This is a genomic window from Shewanella sp. 38A_GOM-205m (assembly GCF_000518445.1).
Lineage (GTDB): Bacteria > Pseudomonadota > Gammaproteobacteria > Enterobacterales > Shewanellaceae > Shewanella > Shewanella algae.
Genome location: NZ_KI912437.1, coordinates 69,259 through 85,295, shown reverse-complemented (window position 1 = coordinate 85,295; position 16,037 = coordinate 69,259). Strand labels below are relative to the sequence as shown.

General features: G+C 50.9%; 19 protein-coding genes. 11 read left to right on the top strand and 8 right to left on the bottom strand.

The features are described 5' to 3' along the window. The first annotated feature begins 30 nt into the window (after positions 1–30). Both N512_RS0119470 and N512_RS0119465 read left to right on the top strand, forming a co-directional pair. Positions 31–498, top strand: coding sequence for a GNAT family N-acetyltransferase (locus N512_RS0119470; protein ID WP_025011548.1), 468 nt, complete (start codon positions 31–33; stop codon positions 496–498). Beyond that, on the top strand, positions 499–816 hold the full coding sequence (locus N512_RS0119465) for a putative quinol monooxygenase (protein ID WP_025011549.1): 318 nt from the start codon (positions 499–501) through the stop codon (positions 814–816). 58 nt (positions 817–874) lie between these two features. Here N512_RS0119465 and N512_RS0119460 read toward each other — a convergent pair whose 3' ends face one another. Beyond that, the gene (locus N512_RS0119460; RefSeq protein WP_037475693.1) at positions 875–1,126 is read right to left on the bottom strand and encodes a hypothetical protein; all 252 of its coding nucleotides are present in this window, start codon (positions 1,124–1,126) and stop codon (positions 875–877) included. A 206-nt stretch (positions 1,127–1,332) separates the two neighbouring features. Here N512_RS0119460 and N512_RS0119455 point away from each other — a divergent pair, with 206 nt between their 5' ends. Further along, a complete protein-coding gene (locus N512_RS0119455) occupies positions 1,333–2,211 on the top strand; it encodes a radical SAM protein (RefSeq protein ID WP_028781372.1) in 879 nt (292 codons plus the stop codon). Here N512_RS0119455 and N512_RS0119450 read toward each other — a convergent pair whose 3' ends face one another. Beyond that, a complete protein-coding gene (locus N512_RS0119450; protein ID WP_025011552.1) occupies positions 2,212–3,057 on the bottom strand; it encodes a mechanosensitive ion channel family protein in 846 nt (281 codons plus the stop codon). It abuts the gene before it with no gap. Positions 3,058–3,180: 123 nt separating this feature from the next. Between N512_RS0119450 and N512_RS0119445 the strand changes: the two genes are divergently transcribed. Continuing rightward, on the top strand, positions 3,181–3,672 hold the full coding sequence (locus N512_RS0119445; RefSeq protein ID WP_028781371.1) for a hypothetical protein: 492 nt from the start codon (positions 3,181–3,183) through the stop codon (positions 3,670–3,672). A gap of 19 nt (positions 3,673–3,691) precedes the next feature. Here N512_RS0119445 and ygiD read toward each other — a convergent pair whose 3' ends face one another. Then, positions 3,692–4,471, bottom strand: coding sequence for a 4,5-DOPA dioxygenase extradiol (gene ygiD / locus N512_RS0119440; protein WP_028781370.1), 780 nt, complete (start codon positions 4,469–4,471; stop codon positions 3,692–3,694). 420 nt (positions 4,472–4,891) lie between these two features. Here ygiD and N512_RS0119435 point away from each other — a divergent pair, with 420 nt between their 5' ends. Next, entirely contained in the window at positions 4,892–6,067 is a 1,176-nt protein-coding gene (locus tag N512_RS0119435) for a type III PLP-dependent enzyme (protein WP_028781369.1), read from the top strand. Between the two features lie 73 nt (positions 6,068–6,140). Here the strand turns inward: N512_RS0119435 and N512_RS0119430 are convergent, their stop codons facing one another. Continuing rightward, complete coding sequence (locus tag N512_RS0119430) at positions 6,141–6,353, bottom strand: YdcH family protein (RefSeq protein WP_025011556.1); 213 nt, start codon at positions 6,351–6,353, stop codon at positions 6,141–6,143. A gap of 307 nt (positions 6,354–6,660) precedes the next feature. On the opposite strand from N512_RS0119430, the gene udp reads away from it, so the two are divergent. Further along, entirely contained in the window at positions 6,661–7,419 is a 759-nt protein-coding gene (gene udp, locus N512_RS0119425) for a uridine phosphorylase (RefSeq protein WP_025011557.1), read from the top strand. A 58-nt stretch (positions 7,420–7,477) separates the two neighbouring features. On the opposite strand, the gene N512_RS0119420 is transcribed toward udp, so the two are convergent. Beyond that, positions 7,478–8,230 (bottom strand): outer membrane protein OmpK, encoded by a 753-nt coding sequence (locus tag N512_RS0119420; RefSeq protein WP_028781368.1) that lies wholly within the window; start codon positions 8,228–8,230, stop codon positions 7,478–7,480. A 412-nt stretch (positions 8,231–8,642) separates the two neighbouring features. Here N512_RS0119420 and N512_RS0119415 point away from each other — a divergent pair, with 412 nt between their 5' ends. Genes N512_RS0119415 through N512_RS0119405 form a run of 3 tightly spaced genes read left to right on the top strand, consistent with a single transcriptional unit; the run spans position 8,643 to position 10,997 of the window. Then, positions 8,643–9,104, top strand: a complete 462-nt coding sequence (locus tag N512_RS0119415) for an NfeD family protein (RefSeq protein ID WP_025888236.1) — start codon at positions 8,643–8,645, stop codon at positions 9,102–9,104. A 22-nt stretch (positions 9,105–9,126) separates the two neighbouring features. After that, complete coding sequence (locus N512_RS0119410; RefSeq protein WP_025011560.1) at positions 9,127–10,053, top strand: SPFH domain-containing protein; 927 nt, start codon at positions 9,127–9,129, stop codon at positions 10,051–10,053. Next, entirely contained in the window at positions 10,050–10,997 is a 948-nt protein-coding gene (locus N512_RS0119405; RefSeq protein ID WP_025011561.1) for an SPFH domain-containing protein, read from the top strand. The genes N512_RS0119410 and N512_RS0119405 overlap by 4 nt, the downstream gene beginning before the upstream one ends. Positions 10,998–11,060: 63 nt before the next feature. Here the strand turns inward: N512_RS0119405 and rho are convergent, their stop codons facing one another. Then, on the bottom strand, positions 11,061–12,326 hold the full coding sequence (rho, locus tag N512_RS0119400; RefSeq protein ID WP_025011562.1) for a transcription termination factor Rho: 1,266 nt from the start codon (positions 12,324–12,326) through the stop codon (positions 11,061–11,063). Between the two features lie 212 nt (positions 12,327–12,538). Continuing rightward, positions 12,539–12,865, bottom strand: coding sequence for a thioredoxin TrxA (gene trxA / locus N512_RS0119395; protein WP_025011563.1), 327 nt, complete (start codon positions 12,863–12,865; stop codon positions 12,539–12,541). Between the two features lie 153 nt (positions 12,866–13,018). On the opposite strand from trxA, the gene rhlB reads away from it, so the two are divergent. After that, the gene (gene rhlB / locus N512_RS0119390; protein ID WP_025011564.1) at positions 13,019–14,332 is read left to right on the top strand and encodes an ATP-dependent RNA helicase RhlB; all 1,314 of its coding nucleotides are present in this window, start codon (positions 13,019–13,021) and stop codon (positions 14,330–14,332) included. Next, the gene (locus N512_RS0119385) at positions 14,333–15,262 is read left to right on the top strand and encodes a Ppx/GppA phosphatase family protein (protein WP_025888238.1); all 930 of its coding nucleotides are present in this window, start codon (positions 14,333–14,335) and stop codon (positions 15,260–15,262) included. An 86-nt stretch (positions 15,263–15,348) separates the two neighbouring features. Here the strand turns inward: N512_RS0119385 and N512_RS0119380 are convergent, their stop codons facing one another. Beyond that, positions 15,349–15,885, bottom strand: coding sequence for a thioredoxin family protein (locus tag N512_RS0119380; RefSeq protein WP_028781367.1), 537 nt, complete (start codon positions 15,883–15,885; stop codon positions 15,349–15,351). Positions 15,886–16,037: the final 152 nt, after the last annotated feature.

Sequence of the window (16,037 nt, the reverse complement as noted above, 5' to 3'; positions counted from 1 at the left end):
GAGTTCCCGATAAATAACAGAGTACTATCCGTGCAGTGGCAATTATTACCCTTTGCTGAGTTAACCCTGGACACCCTCTATGAATTGATGAAACTCAGGGTGGATATCTTTGTGGTAGAGCAAAATTGTCCCTACCCAGAGTTGGATGAAAAAGACAGAGCGGCTGGGGCCATGCACCTACTTGGCCGCAGCAGTTCCGGAGAGCTATTGGCCTATGCCAGGCTGCTGCCTGCCGGGGTCAGTTATTCCCAGGTCAGTATCGGCCGGGTGGCCGTTGCGGCCAAGGCCCGAGGTGGTGGCCGTGCCAGACAACTGATGCAGGAAGCGATTGGCGGCTGCCATAAGCTGTGGCCCGCTGAAGATATCAAGATTGGTGCGCAGGAGTATCTGCGGGCGTTTTATCAGAGTTTGGGGTTTGAAGCGGTTTCAGAGGTCTATCTGGAAGATGGCATTCCCCATCTGGATATGTTGTTGCACTCTCAAAAGAAGGACACTTGAATGTCGTTATATCGTATAAACCAGCGTCAAATCGTTTGTGTGGCCAGCTTTCTGGCCAAGCCGGGTAAGGAGCAGGCCTTGATTGAGGCTCTGGGAGCGCTGATCCCGGACACCCGCAAGGAGGATGGCTGCATTCGCTACGAATTGAATCAGAGTCGCGATGAGCCGCGCAGGATCACTTTCGTTGAGAAGTTTGTCGACATCGAATCTTTCGATCAGCACTGCGCCAAAGACGCCATCCAGCACTATTTCCATCAGCAGATGCCTGAGCTGGTAGAGTCCCATCATGTAGAGACTTATCAGGAAATCATCGTCTGATATTTCTGGTATGAGTTGAAAACAGCTGCAACTAAAAATGCCCCGTTAGGGGCATTTTTCAGGCTCGGAGGCGAATGTCCGGCTGCAGGTCCAGCTCACCTGCCGAGGAGATGGTCGCCAGCTGCGCATGCTGGACTATGATGGCCAACGGGCCACTGAGCAGGTTACGTACAAACAGCAAGCGATAACCATATCCCTGTAAGCGATAGAAGGCGAGTTGTTGCTCGGCAGTCATGGCATGCCAATGAATGCTATTGCTGACCTGGTCGGCATCCGGCATTCGTCTGTCAGGTACTTGTGTGGCGATCATAGTGATTCTTACCCCAGGTTGGCACTCGCGGACTATAAGGCGCTGCAGTTGTTACGTATTCGGCTAATATAACAGGCTTGCACGGGGTAAAATATGACTTTGGGCAAAAAATATGCAAATTAGTGCTTCGGGATTAACCTCAAGGCTTAAGCCTGCCGCCTCCGGTAACAGGGGCAAAATCGATTGAGTCATAAACAAGGAGCAGCATGTTGTCATATATTGAACCTGTGTTTCGGCCGCCATCGGAGTGGAAATCTCTCATACTGCAGGTGACCAATGGTTGCAGCTGGAATCGCTGCGCCTTTTGCGACATGTATACCCAGGAGCAGAAGCGTTTCAGGGCGTTCAAGTTGGAAAAGGTGGAAGCAGACCTGCGCCGGGTAGCGGCTTCCGGCGCCGAGGTGAACCGGGTGTTTCTGGCCGATGGTGATGCCATGACGTTGCCGTTTGCCAGGCTGGAACAGATTTGTGAGCTCATTCATCACTACTTGCCCAATGTCAGTCGCATCAGTAGCTATTGTTTGCCGCGCAACCTAGACAACAAGAGTGTGGAGCAGCTACTACGGTTGCGGCAACTCAAGTTGTCCTTACTGTATGTCGGTTGCGAGAGTGGTGATGATCAGGTGCTGACCCGTATTGGCAAGGGTGAGAGTTACGCCTCCTCGCTGGCGGCGCTGGAGAAAATTCGTGCCGCCGGAATAAAGTCATCTGTGATGATACTCAATGGTCTGGGTGGCGTGGCTTTATCAAAGCAGCACGCACTTAATTCGGCGCGACTGATGAATGCGGCGCAGCCGGATTATCTCAGCACACTGGTGGTGACTCTGCCACTTGGCAAGGAAAGAATGGATAGTGCGTTTGATGGCAACTTTCAAATGCCGGACCAAAGACAACTGTTGCAGGAGATGCGTTATTTGCTGCAGGAGTTGGAGTTAGAGCAGACCATTTTCCGCTCGGATCATGCTTCCAATTATTTGGTGTTGAAAGGCATACTTGGGCGGGATAAGGCCAGGTTGTTGGCGACGGTTGAGGAGGCGCTCGCAGGACGCTTCGCCCTGCGAGCCGAGTGGCAAAGAGGCTTGTGATCAGTCCTCTTGCCGCTCCGTGATCCTTATGTCCCGTGCCGGACAGGGGATCTGGATCCCTGCTTGTTGCAGACCTTGCCAGATTTGCAGATTTATTTGGTACTTATCCTGAAAATAGCTGGCAGTTGGGACCCAATAGCGCACACCTATATCTATGCCTGTGCTGTTGAAACCATTGATACCCACCTGTGATGGGGAGTTGGCATCGACACTGGGATGGCTGCCGAGCACCGCCTGAGCTATGGCTATCGCCTGCTGGGGATCGGCTTTATAGTCGATATTGAAGTGGGTTTCTACCAATTTGTTGGCAAAGGAGTTGTGCAGTATCTCGCCGATAATGTGTTTGTTGGGAATGCTGATCTGCTCGCCCTCCTCGTTGGTGAGTATGGTCAGCCCCAGGCGAATATCCTTGACCAGGCCTGTGACTCCTTTGACCGTGATGGTATTGCCCACGATAAAGGGACGGGTGACTATAATGGTCACCCCGGCGGCATAGTTGGACAGCATGCCCTGAATTGCCAAACCGGCGCCCAGTGACGCGGCACCTATGGCTGCCACCATGGGGGTGACGCTGATCCCCAGTTTGCCCAAGGCGATGATGGCAATCATTATGATGATCAGTATCCGCACCAAATGAGTGACAAAAGTGGCCAGAGTGACGTCGACATTGTGTTTTTCCAACTGGCGGCTGACTGTGTTGGCTACCTTGGCGGCCAGCCACAATCCCAGCAGAAAGATGATCAGTGCTCCCAAGAGTTGGAAGCTGTATTTCACCAAAAACTCGGTTATCAGATCATAGACATTTTGCAGCTGTGCCAACTCCAGCTCCAACCCGGTATTCTTCATTGCTTGGCTCCTTTCCTGAAATGCCGCAAGATATGGAAACAATATTCCTGAGTCATGTCACTCACTTGTATTCAATAACAGGGTATTCTGCCTCTTTGTTGTGGCAAATTAAAAGGGAACTATATGAGGTCTTTTGCAATACTGCTCTCTCTGTGTCTGACCATGCTGGTCAGCCCTATGATCCAGGCTTCCGAATATGCCGTGGGTGATACGCTGAAACCGATTTCACTGCAGGATCAGCATGAAGCCGCCATGGTGTTGGACACTTCAGCCAAGTATCTATTGTTTGGCCGCAGCATGAAAGGCGGGGAGATCATCAAAACCGCACTCGAAGGCCGCGATAATCAGGCGTTGCAGCAGGCGGGTATCTTTTATCTGGCCGATATCAGCGGTATGCCATCCTTGATTGCCAAATTTGTTGCCATCCCACAGATGCGGGATCTGAGTTTCAGTATTGCCCTGGACAAAGAGGGTGAGATCAGCAAATTACTGCCCGCCGCCAAGGATGCCGCTAGCCTGATCTCTCTGGACCAGTTGACCATCACCAAACTGCAATACTTTGATGACGCCGAAGCCCTGAAGCTGGCTCTCAAAGACGCCGGGTTGCAAGACTGAGCTCTTCGCAGCTCGAGCTTCAGCCGAGCTGCAGACTCAACATACTGATAGCCCCCATCTCCAGGCTGTTGTTGAACAGCAGCCTGCGCTCTCCGGGGAAGGCACTTCCCAACAAGTAAAACAGGGGCTGCAGATGCTCATCTGTTGGATGACACAGCTCGGCCGTGTCGGCATCGACCAAGGTTTTGTAGTCCAGCAGCGCCGGATCTTCTTCAGCGATTAAACCCTCGGCAACCGCCTGGTTAAAGCGGGATGCCCAAGGCAATGGTGGGCTGCCTGGTGCCAAGGCGCGCAGATTGTGGACCACATTGCCTGAACCTATGATCAGTACGCCTTGCTCGCGCCAGCGCCTTAACTCGCGTCCAACCTGGAACTGCTGCTGCGCTCTGAGGTTTTGATCCAGACTCAATTGAAATACCGGAATATCGGCCTCGGGATAAAGGTGGACCAAGGCCGACCAACTGCCATGATCCAACCCTTGCGAGTCGATACGAGTGACAGGAATGCTCAGACTGGCAGCAATTTGCTCCGCCAACTCCGGCGCGCCGGCGGCCGGGTACTGCATGGCAAAGAGCTCGGCGGGAAAACCGCCGAAATCATGTATGGTTTGCGGCCGGCTTGCAGTGGAAATTGCGGTGCCCCGTGTCAGCCAATGGGCCGAAATTAACAATATCGCTCTGGGCCTGGGGAGTGTTTGTCCCAGCTCTTGCCACTGCTTTGTGGTGGTGTTGTTTTGTAAGGCGTTCATCGGGCTGCCATGGCCCAGAAACAGCGCCGGCATTATCTGTGTTGCGGACATAGAGTCTCCAAATCAGCGGTAGGATGCAGTATGCAGTTCCTGACATATCTGCATTCAGCTTACCCGGATGCTCGGTTGAAAATAATCGCAAAATACTCGCCATACTCTTCCATTAAATCGAATATCCCGTGCTCTCTTGCTTGCCGCTATGCTTTAGGTAGTTCCTGTAGCCGTTTGCTTTGAAGCGCCTTCAAGCGAGTAGCAATCATGGTTTGTATTTGAGGGTGAAATTAGTAATTACATGATTCTTAATGCTTTTATTTTATATTTGCTGTGGTTTGAATTTGAGGAATAAAAAATTGATTTTAATGTATAAAAATTCATTGCGTGAGGGGCGGAAATAGCGTTTACTGCGCTGGATTTTAACCCGCTTCGGCGAGGCTGTTCGCCGCACTTGAATGTCGAGGAGACACAGGGCCAATGAGCCAATTTCAATCTATTGATGTTGCTGATTACTATGACAATGAAACCTTTGAGCGTATCAAAGCTTTTGCCAATGATAAGGTGACACCTTTTGTGGTGATAGATACCAAGATCATCGCGAAACAGTATGATGATATGGTGCAGAGCTTTCCCTTTGCCAGCGTTTATTATGCAGTGAAGGCCAACCCGGCACCTGAGATCCTCAGCTTGCTGCGAGATAAAGGGGCCAATTTTGACATAGCTTCCATCTATGAGCTGGATATGGTGATGGAGTTGGGTGTTTCCCCTGAGCGGATAAGCTATGGCAACACCATTAAAAAACGCAAGGATGTCAGAGCCTTCTACCAGCGTGGCGTGACTATGTTTGCCTCCGACTCAGAGGCCGATCTGCGGATGATTGCCGAAGAAGCCCCTGGGGCCAAGGTCTATGTGCGGATCCTTACCGAAGGTACAGAAACCGCCGATTGGCCGTTGTCGCGTAAGTTTGGCTGCCAGAATGAGATGGCCTACGAGCTTTTGGTACTCGCCAATGAGTTGGGGCTAAAGCCCTATGGCTTGTCATTCCATGTGGGTTCACAGCAGCGGGACATAGGGGCTTGGGATGCGGCAATCGGTAAGGTTAAGGTGATCTTTGACAGGCTCAAAGAGGAACATGGCATAGTGCTGGAGATGATCAATATGGGCGGCGGCTTTCCGGCCAACTATATCGACAGGACCAATAGTCTCACCACTTACGCCGAGCAGATCATTCACTTCCTCAAAGAGGATTTTGGTGAGCAGTTGCCCAAGATAGTGCTGGAACCCGGGCGCTCCTTGATTGCCAATGCCGGTGTGCTGGTCTCTGAGGTGGTATTGATCAGCCGCAAGTCCAACACGGCACTGGAGCGCTGGGTATTTACCGATGTCGGTAAGTTTTCCGGGTTGATTGAGACTATGGACGAAGCGATTAAGTTTCCGATTTACACTGAGGCTCAAGGGGAGCTGCAACCTTGCGTCATTGCCGGGCCTACCTGTGATAGCGCCGATATCATGTATGAACAGTACAGTTACGGTTTGCCAGAGGATCTGGCCATAGGTGACAGGCTCTATTGGTTGACCACAGGCGCTTATACCACCACATATTCGGCGGTGTGCTTCAATGGTTTCCCACCCTTGCAAGACTACTATTTATAATCTCGGCCAAGAGTGAGGTTTTTGCTGAGATTGATTTAAACAGGGCGCCAAGTGGCGCCCTGTCTGTTTTGGATTAACCGTTAGCTTTGAGAATGTCGTACAGCTGTTCTTTCAGCTCCAGTTTGCGCTTTTTCATCTCTTTGACTTCTTGGGTATATTCACTGGAAAGCTGCTGCTCCTTATTCTTTATCTCTTTATCCAGCAGATTGTGTTCATCAAAAAGCTTCTGAAAATGGCTATCGCTGCTCTTGAGATTGGTGATCAGATCGCGGTATTCCGGAAACATTGGCGCACTCCTGTTGGCTTGGGGATTATTGTTAACCCTAACCTGTTTGGGATGACGAATATGTGACCTTGATCAATGGAAAGATTAACCGTTTGGTGGAGGTGAGTGAGGCCTTTTACTGCTATGCTTTCGAACAATCTGTTGTAAAACCAGTCAGACAATCGTAGCAAACTTGGTAACTCTGTTACGGCTGATTATTTAATTATTGCCGTAAAATCTGTGATCAAGTTAATCTTATCCGCTTCCATACTGGGATAGAGTCTCGGTAAGACGAATTTTATAATCAAAATTGAAAGGGGTTTTCACTATGGCTGATGTATTTCACTTGGGTTTGACCAAGCAGATGTTGGATGGCGCCACACTGGCTATCGTGCCTGGCGATCCTGAACGAGTTAAACGTATCGCTGAACTGATGGACAAGCCGACTTTCCTGGCCAGCCATCGTGAGTACACCAGCTATCTGGCTTATCTTGATGGTAAGCCGGTAGTGATTTGCTCTACCGGTATCGGTGGTCCTTCGACTTCCATCGCGGTGGAGGAATTGGCGCAACTGGGGGTTAATACTTTCCTGCGTGTCGGTACCACAGGTGCAATTCAGCCTCACGTGAATGTGGGTGATGTGATTGTGACTCAGGCTTCTGTACGTCTCGATGGTGCCAGTTTGCACTTTGCGCCAATGGAGTTCCCTGCGGTGGCTAACTTCGAATGTACCACTGCCATGGTTGCCGCCTGTCGTGATGCCGGTATTGAACCACACATTGGGGTTACTGCCTCATCTGATACCTTCTACCCGGGTCAGGAACGCTATGATACCGTTAGTGGCCGGGTAACCCGCCGTTTTGCCGGTTCAATGAAAGAGTGGCAGGAAATGGGCGTACTCAATTATGAAATGGAGTCTGCGACTCTGTTCACCATGTGTGCCTCTCAAGGCTGGCGCGCCGCTTGTGTCGCCGGTGTGATTGTCAACCGTACCCAGCAAGAGATCCCCAATGAGGCAACAATGAAACAAACTGAAGTCAGTGCGGTTTCCATTGTGGTCAACGCCGCCAGAAAACTGCTGGCCTGATTAGGTAAAAATGGAAAAGGCGCTCACCGAGCGCCTTTTTAATGAACCATGACCCGGCTCAGAAATGATATTGAGCTATCACCGAATAGGTGTTCTGGTCGACACCGTCCACACCATACTTGTTCTGCCAGTAATCATACTCGATACCTACCAGAAACTTATCCTTCTTGGCTTCGCCAAAAAGCACTGCGCCCAGGTCGTATTTGATCTGGGGGTTGATATGGATATTTTCTTTATAGCCGTCTTCATCGGCGGCAAATACCCAGTCGATAAAGCCATCGAAGACAATCTTGCTGTTGCCCACGGGAATGTCCATGCGGAACACAGGAGTCAACTGCCAGCCATCGCTGATATTGGCACTGTTTTGGGCGTCACGGCGATAGGTGTTCAGCTGGAAATAGGTGAAGTAGGGCAGCTTGAGGTCCATACCTATACCGTAGAGCAGTGTTTCCACCGGGCCTTCGCCCTCTTCGAATGTCAGCGCCAGTGACAGATCTGTCACTGGGCCAAAACCCACAGGTTTGCCGAGAATTTTACCGGCGCTGAAGCGGGTAGAGATCTCACCATAGGTGGTGCTGTCCTTACCGCCATTGTGGCCGTTGAAATTGATAAAGTCCTGAAACACAAACCAATCGCCATATTTCCAACCGCCGGCGGTTTCCAGGGTAAAAGTGGTTTGCTTATCCGATGGTGCCAGGTCGTAGTCCTGGCCATAGAGCGCAGTGATATTGACATCCCACCATTGCACCAGAGGTTCGCTGAATGCTTGAGGTGAGAACAACAGAGCTGCGCACAGGCAGATTTTTTTCATCTTAGAGTATCCCTTTGGTAGAGTCAGAAGCAGTTTGCTGTTGTGCCGGCGGCTATCTGTTGGCAAAACGTTTTACCAAGGCTGAATTCTGTGATTCGATTGCCGGTCAAAAAGCCATGGCAATATAGGGAAAAACGGCGTCGGACTCAAAGCTTTTTTAACCTGTTGAAACGGTCGTTGAATAATGACATTTTTTGATTTAATTCAATTGATTGGAAAGGTAAATCAAATAATTTCCAACAGCTTTGACTCACAAAGATGTAAAGAAAAGTTGAATTTTGTGAGCTGAAAGTCATTTGGTCAGCGAATCCTGAAGGTATCAATTGATTCAAGTTGACATATTATGTCGCCAAGGGATGCAACTGCTGATATAGTGCCAAGATGGACACTTGATTTCTGGGGGGAGGGATATATGGCGTCTTCGGATCCCATGCTTTATTGGGCCTTAATCGGTATAGTGCTGATGCTGGCTGAACTGATACTGCCTGGCGGGATAGTGGTATTTCTCGGTGCAGCCTGTTTATTGGTAGCCGGGGCTATCTGGGTGGGTTTAGTCGAGGGCTGGGCACAAAGCCTGACCCTGTGGTTTATCTCCTCAATCGTCTTGCTGTTGAGCTTCAGGCAACTGACTCAACGTTTGGTGGGAGGCGACTCTCACGTTGGCAATACCGACGAGGAGCTGGATTTGTTTAATCTGCCGGCCCGGGTCAAGGAAACCATTGGGCCGGGTGAAAAAACCGGTCGCATCGAATTTCAGGGGGCGGATTGGCCCGCACTGGGAGACGGCTCGGAGATCCCGGTCGGCACCAGAGTGAAGGTTATCTGCCGCGATAATATTGCTCTGGTAGTGGAACCACTCGACGACTCTGAATAATCAATCAAGCAGGAAGGACTCTATGTTTGCATTTACCATTTTTATACTTTTTGTTCTGTTCATTCTCTATAAGCTGATGTTGATTGTGCCCATGCGTGAGGTGCATGTCATTGAGCGTCTGGGGAAATTCCGTACTGTACTGCAGCCGGGCTTTCACTTTTTAATTCCCTTCTTCGATCGAGTCGCTTATCGACACGATACCCGTGAGCAGGTGCTTGATGTACCGCCGCAGAGCTGTATTTCCAAGGACAATATCCAGCTGGAAGTCGACGGCCTGGTTTATCTCAAGGTGATGGACGGCAAGCTGGCCAGCTATGGTATTGAAGATTATCGTCTGGCGGCGGTAAACCTGGCACAAACCACAATGCGTTCCGAGATAGGTAAACTGACTCTGAGCCAGACCTTTTCCGAGCGTGATGCGCTCAACGAGGCGATTGTCCGCGAAATCGACAAGGCGTCCGATCCCTGGGGGATCAAGATGCTCAGATATGAGATCAAAAATATCAGCCCATCCAGGCATGTGATCCACACCCTGGAGAAGCAGATGGAAGCCGAGCGCCGCAAGCGCGCCGAAATCACCCTGGCCAGCGCCGAGAAAGAGGCGATGATCAACCTGTCTCAGGGTGAGCGTCAGGAAGCGATTAACATCTCAGAGGGCCAGAAACAGAAGCGCATCAATGAGGCTCAGGGTACGGCGCAGGAGATTGCGATTGTTGCCAACGCCCAGGCCGAGAGTATGGCCATGGTTGCCAAGGCGCTGGCGGTCAACGGCGGTAATGAGGCGATGAACATGCAGCTGAAAGAACAGTTTATCGAACAGGTCGGTGAGATATTGCAGAAGGCAGATATTTCCGTGGTTCCTACCGAACTGGCAAAGATGGAAGGTTTTTTCGAGGGTATTCAGCAAGTCAGCAATACTGCTGCCGGTAGCAAAGGAGCGCGCAAATGAATCTGGGACAGATAGATACCGACATGATAGTACTGGGGATCTGGGGGCTTATCTTCCTGATCTTTATCGTCAAGCTGTTTCAGTCGATTCGCTTGGTGCCAACCAAATCTGCCTATATCGTGGAGCGTTTGGGTAAATACCATATGACTCTGGATGCCGGCTTCCACGCTTTGTTGCCTTTTATCGATAAGGTCGCCTATATCCATGACCTTAAAGAAGAAACCATAGATGTGCCACCTCAGGAGTGCTTCTCCAGTGACGAGGTGAATGTCGAGGTCGATGGGGTTATCTATATTTCTGTGGTGGATCCGGTCAAGGCCAGCTACGGGGTAACCGATTATCGCTATGCGGCTATTCAACTGGCGCAGACAACCACCCGCTCTGTGATAGGCACTCTGGAGCTGGACCGCACCTTTGAAGAGCGCGACTTGATTAGTGCCAAGGTGGTAGAGGTACTGGATCAGGCTGGCGCCTCCTGGGGTATTCGGGTGCATAGATATGAGATCAAGAATATTACGCCACCGGAAACCGTGAAAAACGCCATGGAGATGCAGGTCAATGCCGAGCGTGAACGCCGGGCATTGCTGGCCAAGAGTGAAGGTGATAAGCAGAGTAAGATCAATCGTTCCGAGGGTTTGAAGCAGGAGATGATCAACCACTCAGAGGGTGAGATGCAACGCCGAATCAACGAGGCCGAAGGTAAGGCCGAGGAGATACTGGCGATTGCCCGCGCTACTGCAGATTCGATAGAGAAGTTGGCCGAAGTTATCGCTGCGCCCGGTGGCAAAAACGCGCTGCGGATGCAACTGGGTGAGCAGTATCTGGCGCAGCTCAGCGGTCTGAGTAAGCCTGGCAGCAAGATAGTCTTGCCGGGGAATATGGTGGACTTTGAATCCTGGATGGCCTCAATTGGGCTGACGGAAGAGAAGGCCCCTGACGCTTGATAAGCTAGCTGGATCAAAAAAGCCGCTCTTGGAGCGGCTTTTTTATGGTTTACTAGTCAGTCATCAAGACTTGGTGCGTTTCATCGCAGTGAAGAACTCTTCATTGGTCTTGGTCATTGCCAGCTTATCGATCAAGAATTCCATCGCGCTGACTTCATCCATAGGATTGAGGATCTTACGCAGGATCCACATCTTCTGCAGCTCATCCGGTGTAGTCAGTTTCTCTTCACGGCGAGTACCACTGCGGTTGAAGTCAATGGCAGGGAACACCCGCTTCTCGGCGGCCTTGCGTGACAGATGCAGTTCCTGGTTACCTGTACCCTTGAACTCTTCGTAAATTACTTCGTCCATCTTGGAGCCGGTATCGATAAGCGCAGTGGCGATAATGGTCAGGCTGCCGCCATTTTCGATATTACGGGCGGCACCGAAGAAACGCTTGGGTCTGTGCAGTGCGTTGGCATCCACACCACCAGTCAGTACCTTGCCTGATGAAGGCACAACTGTGTTGTAAGCCCGCGCCAGACGGGTGATAGAGTCCAGCAGAATCACTACGTCTTTCTTGTGCTCAACCAGGCGCTTGGCCTTTTCGATAACCATCTCTGCAACTTGTACGTGACGGCTTGCAGGCTCATCGAAGGTGGAAGCGATCACTTCGCCCTGAACCAGACGCTGCATTTCAGTCACTTCTTCAGGACGTTCGTCGATCAGCAGCACCATCAACACCACTTCAGGGTTGTTGTAGGTGATGGACTGGGCAATATTCTGCAGCAGCAGAGTCTTACCGGCTTTTGGTGGCGCAACAATCAGACCACGTTGGCCCTTACCCACAGGTGAGCAGAGGTCCAGAATTCGGGCGGTGATATCTTCGGTGGAACCGTTACCGCGTTCCATACGCAGGCGTTCTTCTGCATGCAGTGGGGTAAGGTTTTCAAACAGGATCTTGTTGCGGGAGTTTTCAGGCTTGTCGAAGTTAACTTCGTTGACTTTCAGCAGAGCAAAATAGCGTTCGCCTTCTTTGGGGGGACGTATCTTGCCGAAAATAGTGTCACCCGTTCGCATGTTGAAACGACGGATCTGGCTTGGAGAGACATAAATGTCATCGGGACCGGCCAGATACGAACCATCGGCACTGCGCAGGAAACCAAAACCATCCTGAAGTATCTCCAGAACGCCTCCACCGAAGATGTCTTCACCACTCTTGGCGTGGGCTTTCAATATAGAGAAGATGATATCCTGCTTGCGGGCACGAGCCATATTCTCCAGCTTCATTTCTTCGGCCAGTGCGACTAAGTCTGCAATAGACTTGTTTTTTAATTCAGTTAAATTCATTTTTGGTGGGTCTTGTTTCACGCGACAAAGCTTACGCGCTCAATCTCTCAAATTGGACTTGATGGATGTTGATTGAACAGCGAGAAGTGGGTTAGTAGAAAGAATCTGGTTATTAAAGTAGCACTATCAGGACAGGGCGTCCAGAAGTTTAACTGAACCCGGCACATTTTTATTTCGGGGCGTGCCGGGTGTCACTTATTTGATTTGAGTGATCAAATCTGGGCGTCGATGAACTCTTTCAACTGAGTCTTGGACAGGGCGCCAACCTGATTGGCAACCAGTTCACCGTTTTTGAACAACAGCAGAGTAGGGATACTGCGAACACCGTATTTAACAGGTGAAGCGTTGTTCTGATCTATGTTCAATTTGGCGATGGTTAGTTTGCCGGCGTATTCTTCGGCAACATCGTCCAGGATTGGAGCGATCATCTTGCATGGGCCACACCACTCGGCCCAGAAGTCTACCAATACAGGCAGTTCTGATTTCAGGACGTCATTTTCAAAGCTGTCGTCGCTCAGGTACACAATTTTATCGCTCATGATGTTCTCCAGTTGGGTTGCCATTGCTGGTCTGTTAATGGCTTAACCTGTATATTGGGTTGGATTAACGGCAATTCAAGTCACCGTTTTTTTCTTGTCGCTATTTCAAACGATCGAGTATCTTATTGCAACCCTAACTGGTATGCTTGCGCTATGAGCGAAACACATTTATCCCAACAAAAATTTGCCGAACTGCCACTCCATCCTGAAGTAATTCAGGCACTTGCAGAAAACGGTTTCGAATATTGTACGCCTATTCAGGCGCTTTCCCTGCCGGTACTTTTGCAGGGTAAAGATATCGCCGGTCAGGCGCAGACAGGTACGGGCAAGACCCTGGCCTTTCTGGTAGCAACTTTTAACCACTTACTTTCCACCGACATCCCCGCAGAACGCCAACTTAATCAGCCCAGAGCCATCATCATGGCACCAACCCGGGAATTGGCGATTCAGATAGCCAAAGATGCCACCTTGCTGTCCAAACACACCAAACTCAAGGTGGGGATTGTCTATGGCGGCGAAGGCTATGATGCCCAGCGCAAGGTGCTGGACAAGGGCGTGGATATCCTGATTGGTACTACAGGACGCATCATAGATTACGTGCGTCAAGGAGTTATCAACCTCAGCGCCATTCAGGCCGTAGTGTTGGATGAAGCGGATCGCATGTTCGATCTGGGCTTTATCAAGGACATTCGCTTCCTGTTCCGCCGCATGCCGGATGCCAAAGACAGGCTCAACATGCTGTTCTCGGCAACCCTGTCGATGAAGGTGCAGGAGCTGGCTTATGATCATATGAATGATCCGGTCAAAGTCGAAATTGCACCGGAAGAGAAGACCTCAAAAAACATCAAGGAAGAGCTGTTCTATCCTTCGATGAAGGACAAGATCCCACTGCTGCTTACTCTGATAGAGGAAGATTGGCCGGATAAGGCGATAGTCTTTGCCAACACCAAGCATCAGTGTGAGAACCTCTGGGGCTGGCTCGAAGGTGATGGTCACAGAGTCGGTCTGCTGACCGGTGATGTGCCGCAGAAGAAACGTCTTAAGATCCTGGAGCTGTTCACCAAGGGTGATCTGGATATTTTGGTAGCCACAGACGTAGCGGCCCGTGGCCTGCATATTTCTGATGTGTCCCATGTCTATAACTTCGACCTGCCTGATGACTGTGAAGACTATGTTCACCGTATCGGTCGTACCGGCCGTGCCGGTGCCAAAGGGGTTTCAGTCAGCTTTGCCTGTGAAGAATACGCCCTCAACCTGCCGGCTATCGAAGACTATATCAAGCACTCGATTCCGGTAACCTCTTACGATGCCGAAGCTTTGCTCGATGATATTCCAGCACCGGTTCGTATTCATCGTAAGCATGCCGGACCACGTAATACCCGTGATCGCGGCCAGGGACGTCCTCAGGGAGCCCATCGTAGCGGCGGTCGTCCGCCCCGTCACGACAGGACCCGCAGACATTCCTGAATGCCGAAACCCGCCTACGCAGCCATAACCCTTGGCTCCAATAGCTTCAATATGCTGGTTGCCCGTACTGTCGGCGGCCAGCCCAAGGTTCTCGCCAAATACAAACGTAAGGTGAGATTGGCCGAGGGAATCGAGGCCGATGGCAGTCTCAACCTGGCGGCATTCGAACGTGGCCTCGATTGCCTAGCCATGTTCGCCAATATGCTCGTCGAGCATCAAGTCGATGATGCCAATGTGGCCGTCATTGCCACAGCAACCCTTCGCTGTATCAGCAATGCCGATGAATTCAATCGTCGTGCTTTGCAAATATTAGGTCACCCGATAGAGATCATCTGTGGTATGCGCGAAGCCGAACTTATCTATCAAGGCATGGTGGCGACCACTCATGGTGAAGGGCGACGCCTGGTGATAGATATAGGTGGCGCCAGTACCGAGTTTATTGTGGGTGACGGTGAAAAGGTGCTGTTTAAAACCAGCCTGCCCATAGGCTGTGTCACCTACAATCAATGCTTTTTCACCTCAGCTCCCCTGCAACCGCTGGACTTTGACGATGTGCGAGACAGGGTGGATCAGACCTTGGCTGAACACAAATCGACTTTGAAAGCGCTGGGCTGGCATTCGGTGGTCGGTGCTTCCGGAGCAGTGCAGTCAGTGGTTGAAGTGTTGCAGCACAGGCAGGAGTCGGAAACTCTGACCCTGACGGTGTTGGAATCACTGAAGCAGGAATTGTTGGCTCAGGAGAGCCTGACTCTGAATGGGATCAGCGGCCTTTGCCCCGAGCGAGCACCGACCTTTGCGTCCGGTATCGCTATTCTGCTGGCGCTGTTTGAACTGCTGGGTATTGAACGTCTGCATTTATCCGGCGGCGCTTTGCGCGAAGGGGTGTTGCAGATGTTGGCCAAACGGCAGTCTTTAGCACCGGCACAGTAAAAAGGACCTTCATCAGGTCCTTTTCTCATTTTTGGCTGCTACGGCCCGAGTGCACCATAGGTTACCCGGCATAGTGGCTTGAAAGATTACTTGAGGATCTTGGCCAGATCCTGCTCCAGAGAGACTTCCGGGCGTTCAACGATACGGCCAATCTCTTTGCCATCCTGAAGCACAATAAAGGTTGGGATCCGCTGGAAGTCATATTGGGCGGCCAGGCCCTCCGGATCCTTTTTCTGGCGATCTACCCCGATATAACGCACTTGGATATTAGGGTTGGCCACTTGCTCCATGATACGGATAAAGCGTGGTGTTTCTCTGTGGCAGTCCGGGCACCAGGTACCTATGATGACTACAATTTCTGTAGCTTTATCGACGGCTTTTATTGGAGCCAAGGCATCTGTCTCTACCTGATAACTCTGGTAGCCACTGCTGAATTCGGGTAATTCTGTCACCAGTTTCTGTGCTTCGACTGCGCCCGTTAAGATCACTTCCTGTTTCTCCTCGCTGCAGGTGGCGATAAAGCCTTCCTGTTTGTCTTCGAAACCACAACCGCCATTGGCCATAACCTGGCAACTGAAGAATAACGCGGTGGTGGCGAGTAACGCTTTTACATTCTGGTGCATCATACTACCTCGGGTGGGGTGACTCCATACCCTGATTCAACCATTGGTGAGGGATATGGCAAAGAGACAAACACTATGTATGTTAGCAAGATCACTAAATAATTTTGATCTGAACCAACAGGGGAGTCAGCGGGGGAATTAACTCATGCCGG

Bases quoted from the DNA above. Each gene is read 5' to 3' on its own strand.
- N512_RS0119465 (WP_025011549.1), top strand. From the start codon at position 499: ATGTCGTTATATCGTATAAACCAGCGTCAAATCGTTTGTGTGGCCAGC.
- N512_RS0119460 (WP_037475693.1), bottom strand. From the start codon at position 1,126: ATGATCGCCACACAAGTACCTGACAGACGAATGCCGGATGCCGACCAG.
- N512_RS0119455 (WP_028781372.1), top strand. From the start codon at position 1,333: ATGTTGTCATATATTGAACCTGTGTTTCGGCCGCCATCGGAGTGGAAA.
- N512_RS0119450 (WP_025011552.1), bottom strand. From the start codon at position 3,057: ATGAAGAATACCGGGTTGGAGCTGGAGTTGGCACAGCTGCAAAATGTC.
- N512_RS0119445 (WP_028781371.1), top strand. From the start codon at position 3,181: ATGAGGTCTTTTGCAATACTGCTCTCTCTGTGTCTGACCATGCTGGTC.
- ygiD (WP_028781370.1), bottom strand. From the start codon at position 4,471: ATGTCCGCAACACAGATAATGCCGGCGCTGTTTCTGGGCCATGGCAGC.
- N512_RS0119435 (WP_028781369.1), top strand. From the start codon at position 4,892: ATGAGCCAATTTCAATCTATTGATGTTGCTGATTACTATGACAATGAA.
- N512_RS0119430 (WP_025011556.1), bottom strand. From the start codon at position 6,353: ATGTTTCCGGAATACCGCGATCTGATCACCAATCTCAAGAGCAGCGAT.
- udp (WP_025011557.1), top strand. From the start codon at position 6,661: ATGGCTGATGTATTTCACTTGGGTTTGACCAAGCAGATGTTGGATGGC.
- N512_RS0119420 (WP_028781368.1), bottom strand. From the start codon at position 8,230: ATGAAAAAAATCTGCCTGTGCGCAGCTCTGTTGTTCTCACCTCAAGCA.
- N512_RS0119415 (WP_025888236.1), top strand. From the start codon at position 8,643: ATGGCGTCTTCGGATCCCATGCTTTATTGGGCCTTAATCGGTATAGTG.
- N512_RS0119410 (WP_025011560.1), top strand. From the start codon at position 9,127: ATGTTTGCATTTACCATTTTTATACTTTTTGTTCTGTTCATTCTCTAT.
- N512_RS0119405 (WP_025011561.1), top strand. From the start codon at position 10,050: ATGAATCTGGGACAGATAGATACCGACATGATAGTACTGGGGATCTGG.
- rho (WP_025011562.1), bottom strand. From the start codon at position 12,326: ATGAATTTAACTGAATTAAAAAACAAGTCTATTGCAGACTTAGTCGCA.
- trxA (WP_025011563.1), bottom strand. From the start codon at position 12,865: ATGAGCGATAAAATTGTGTACCTGAGCGACGACAGCTTTGAAAATGAC.
- rhlB (WP_025011564.1), top strand. From the start codon at position 13,019: ATGAGCGAAACACATTTATCCCAACAAAAATTTGCCGAACTGCCACTC.
- N512_RS0119385 (WP_025888238.1), top strand. From the start codon at position 14,333: ATGCCGAAACCCGCCTACGCAGCCATAACCCTTGGCTCCAATAGCTTC.
- N512_RS0119380 (WP_028781367.1), bottom strand. From the start codon at position 15,885: ATGCACCAGAATGTAAAAGCGTTACTCGCCACCACCGCGTTATTCTTC.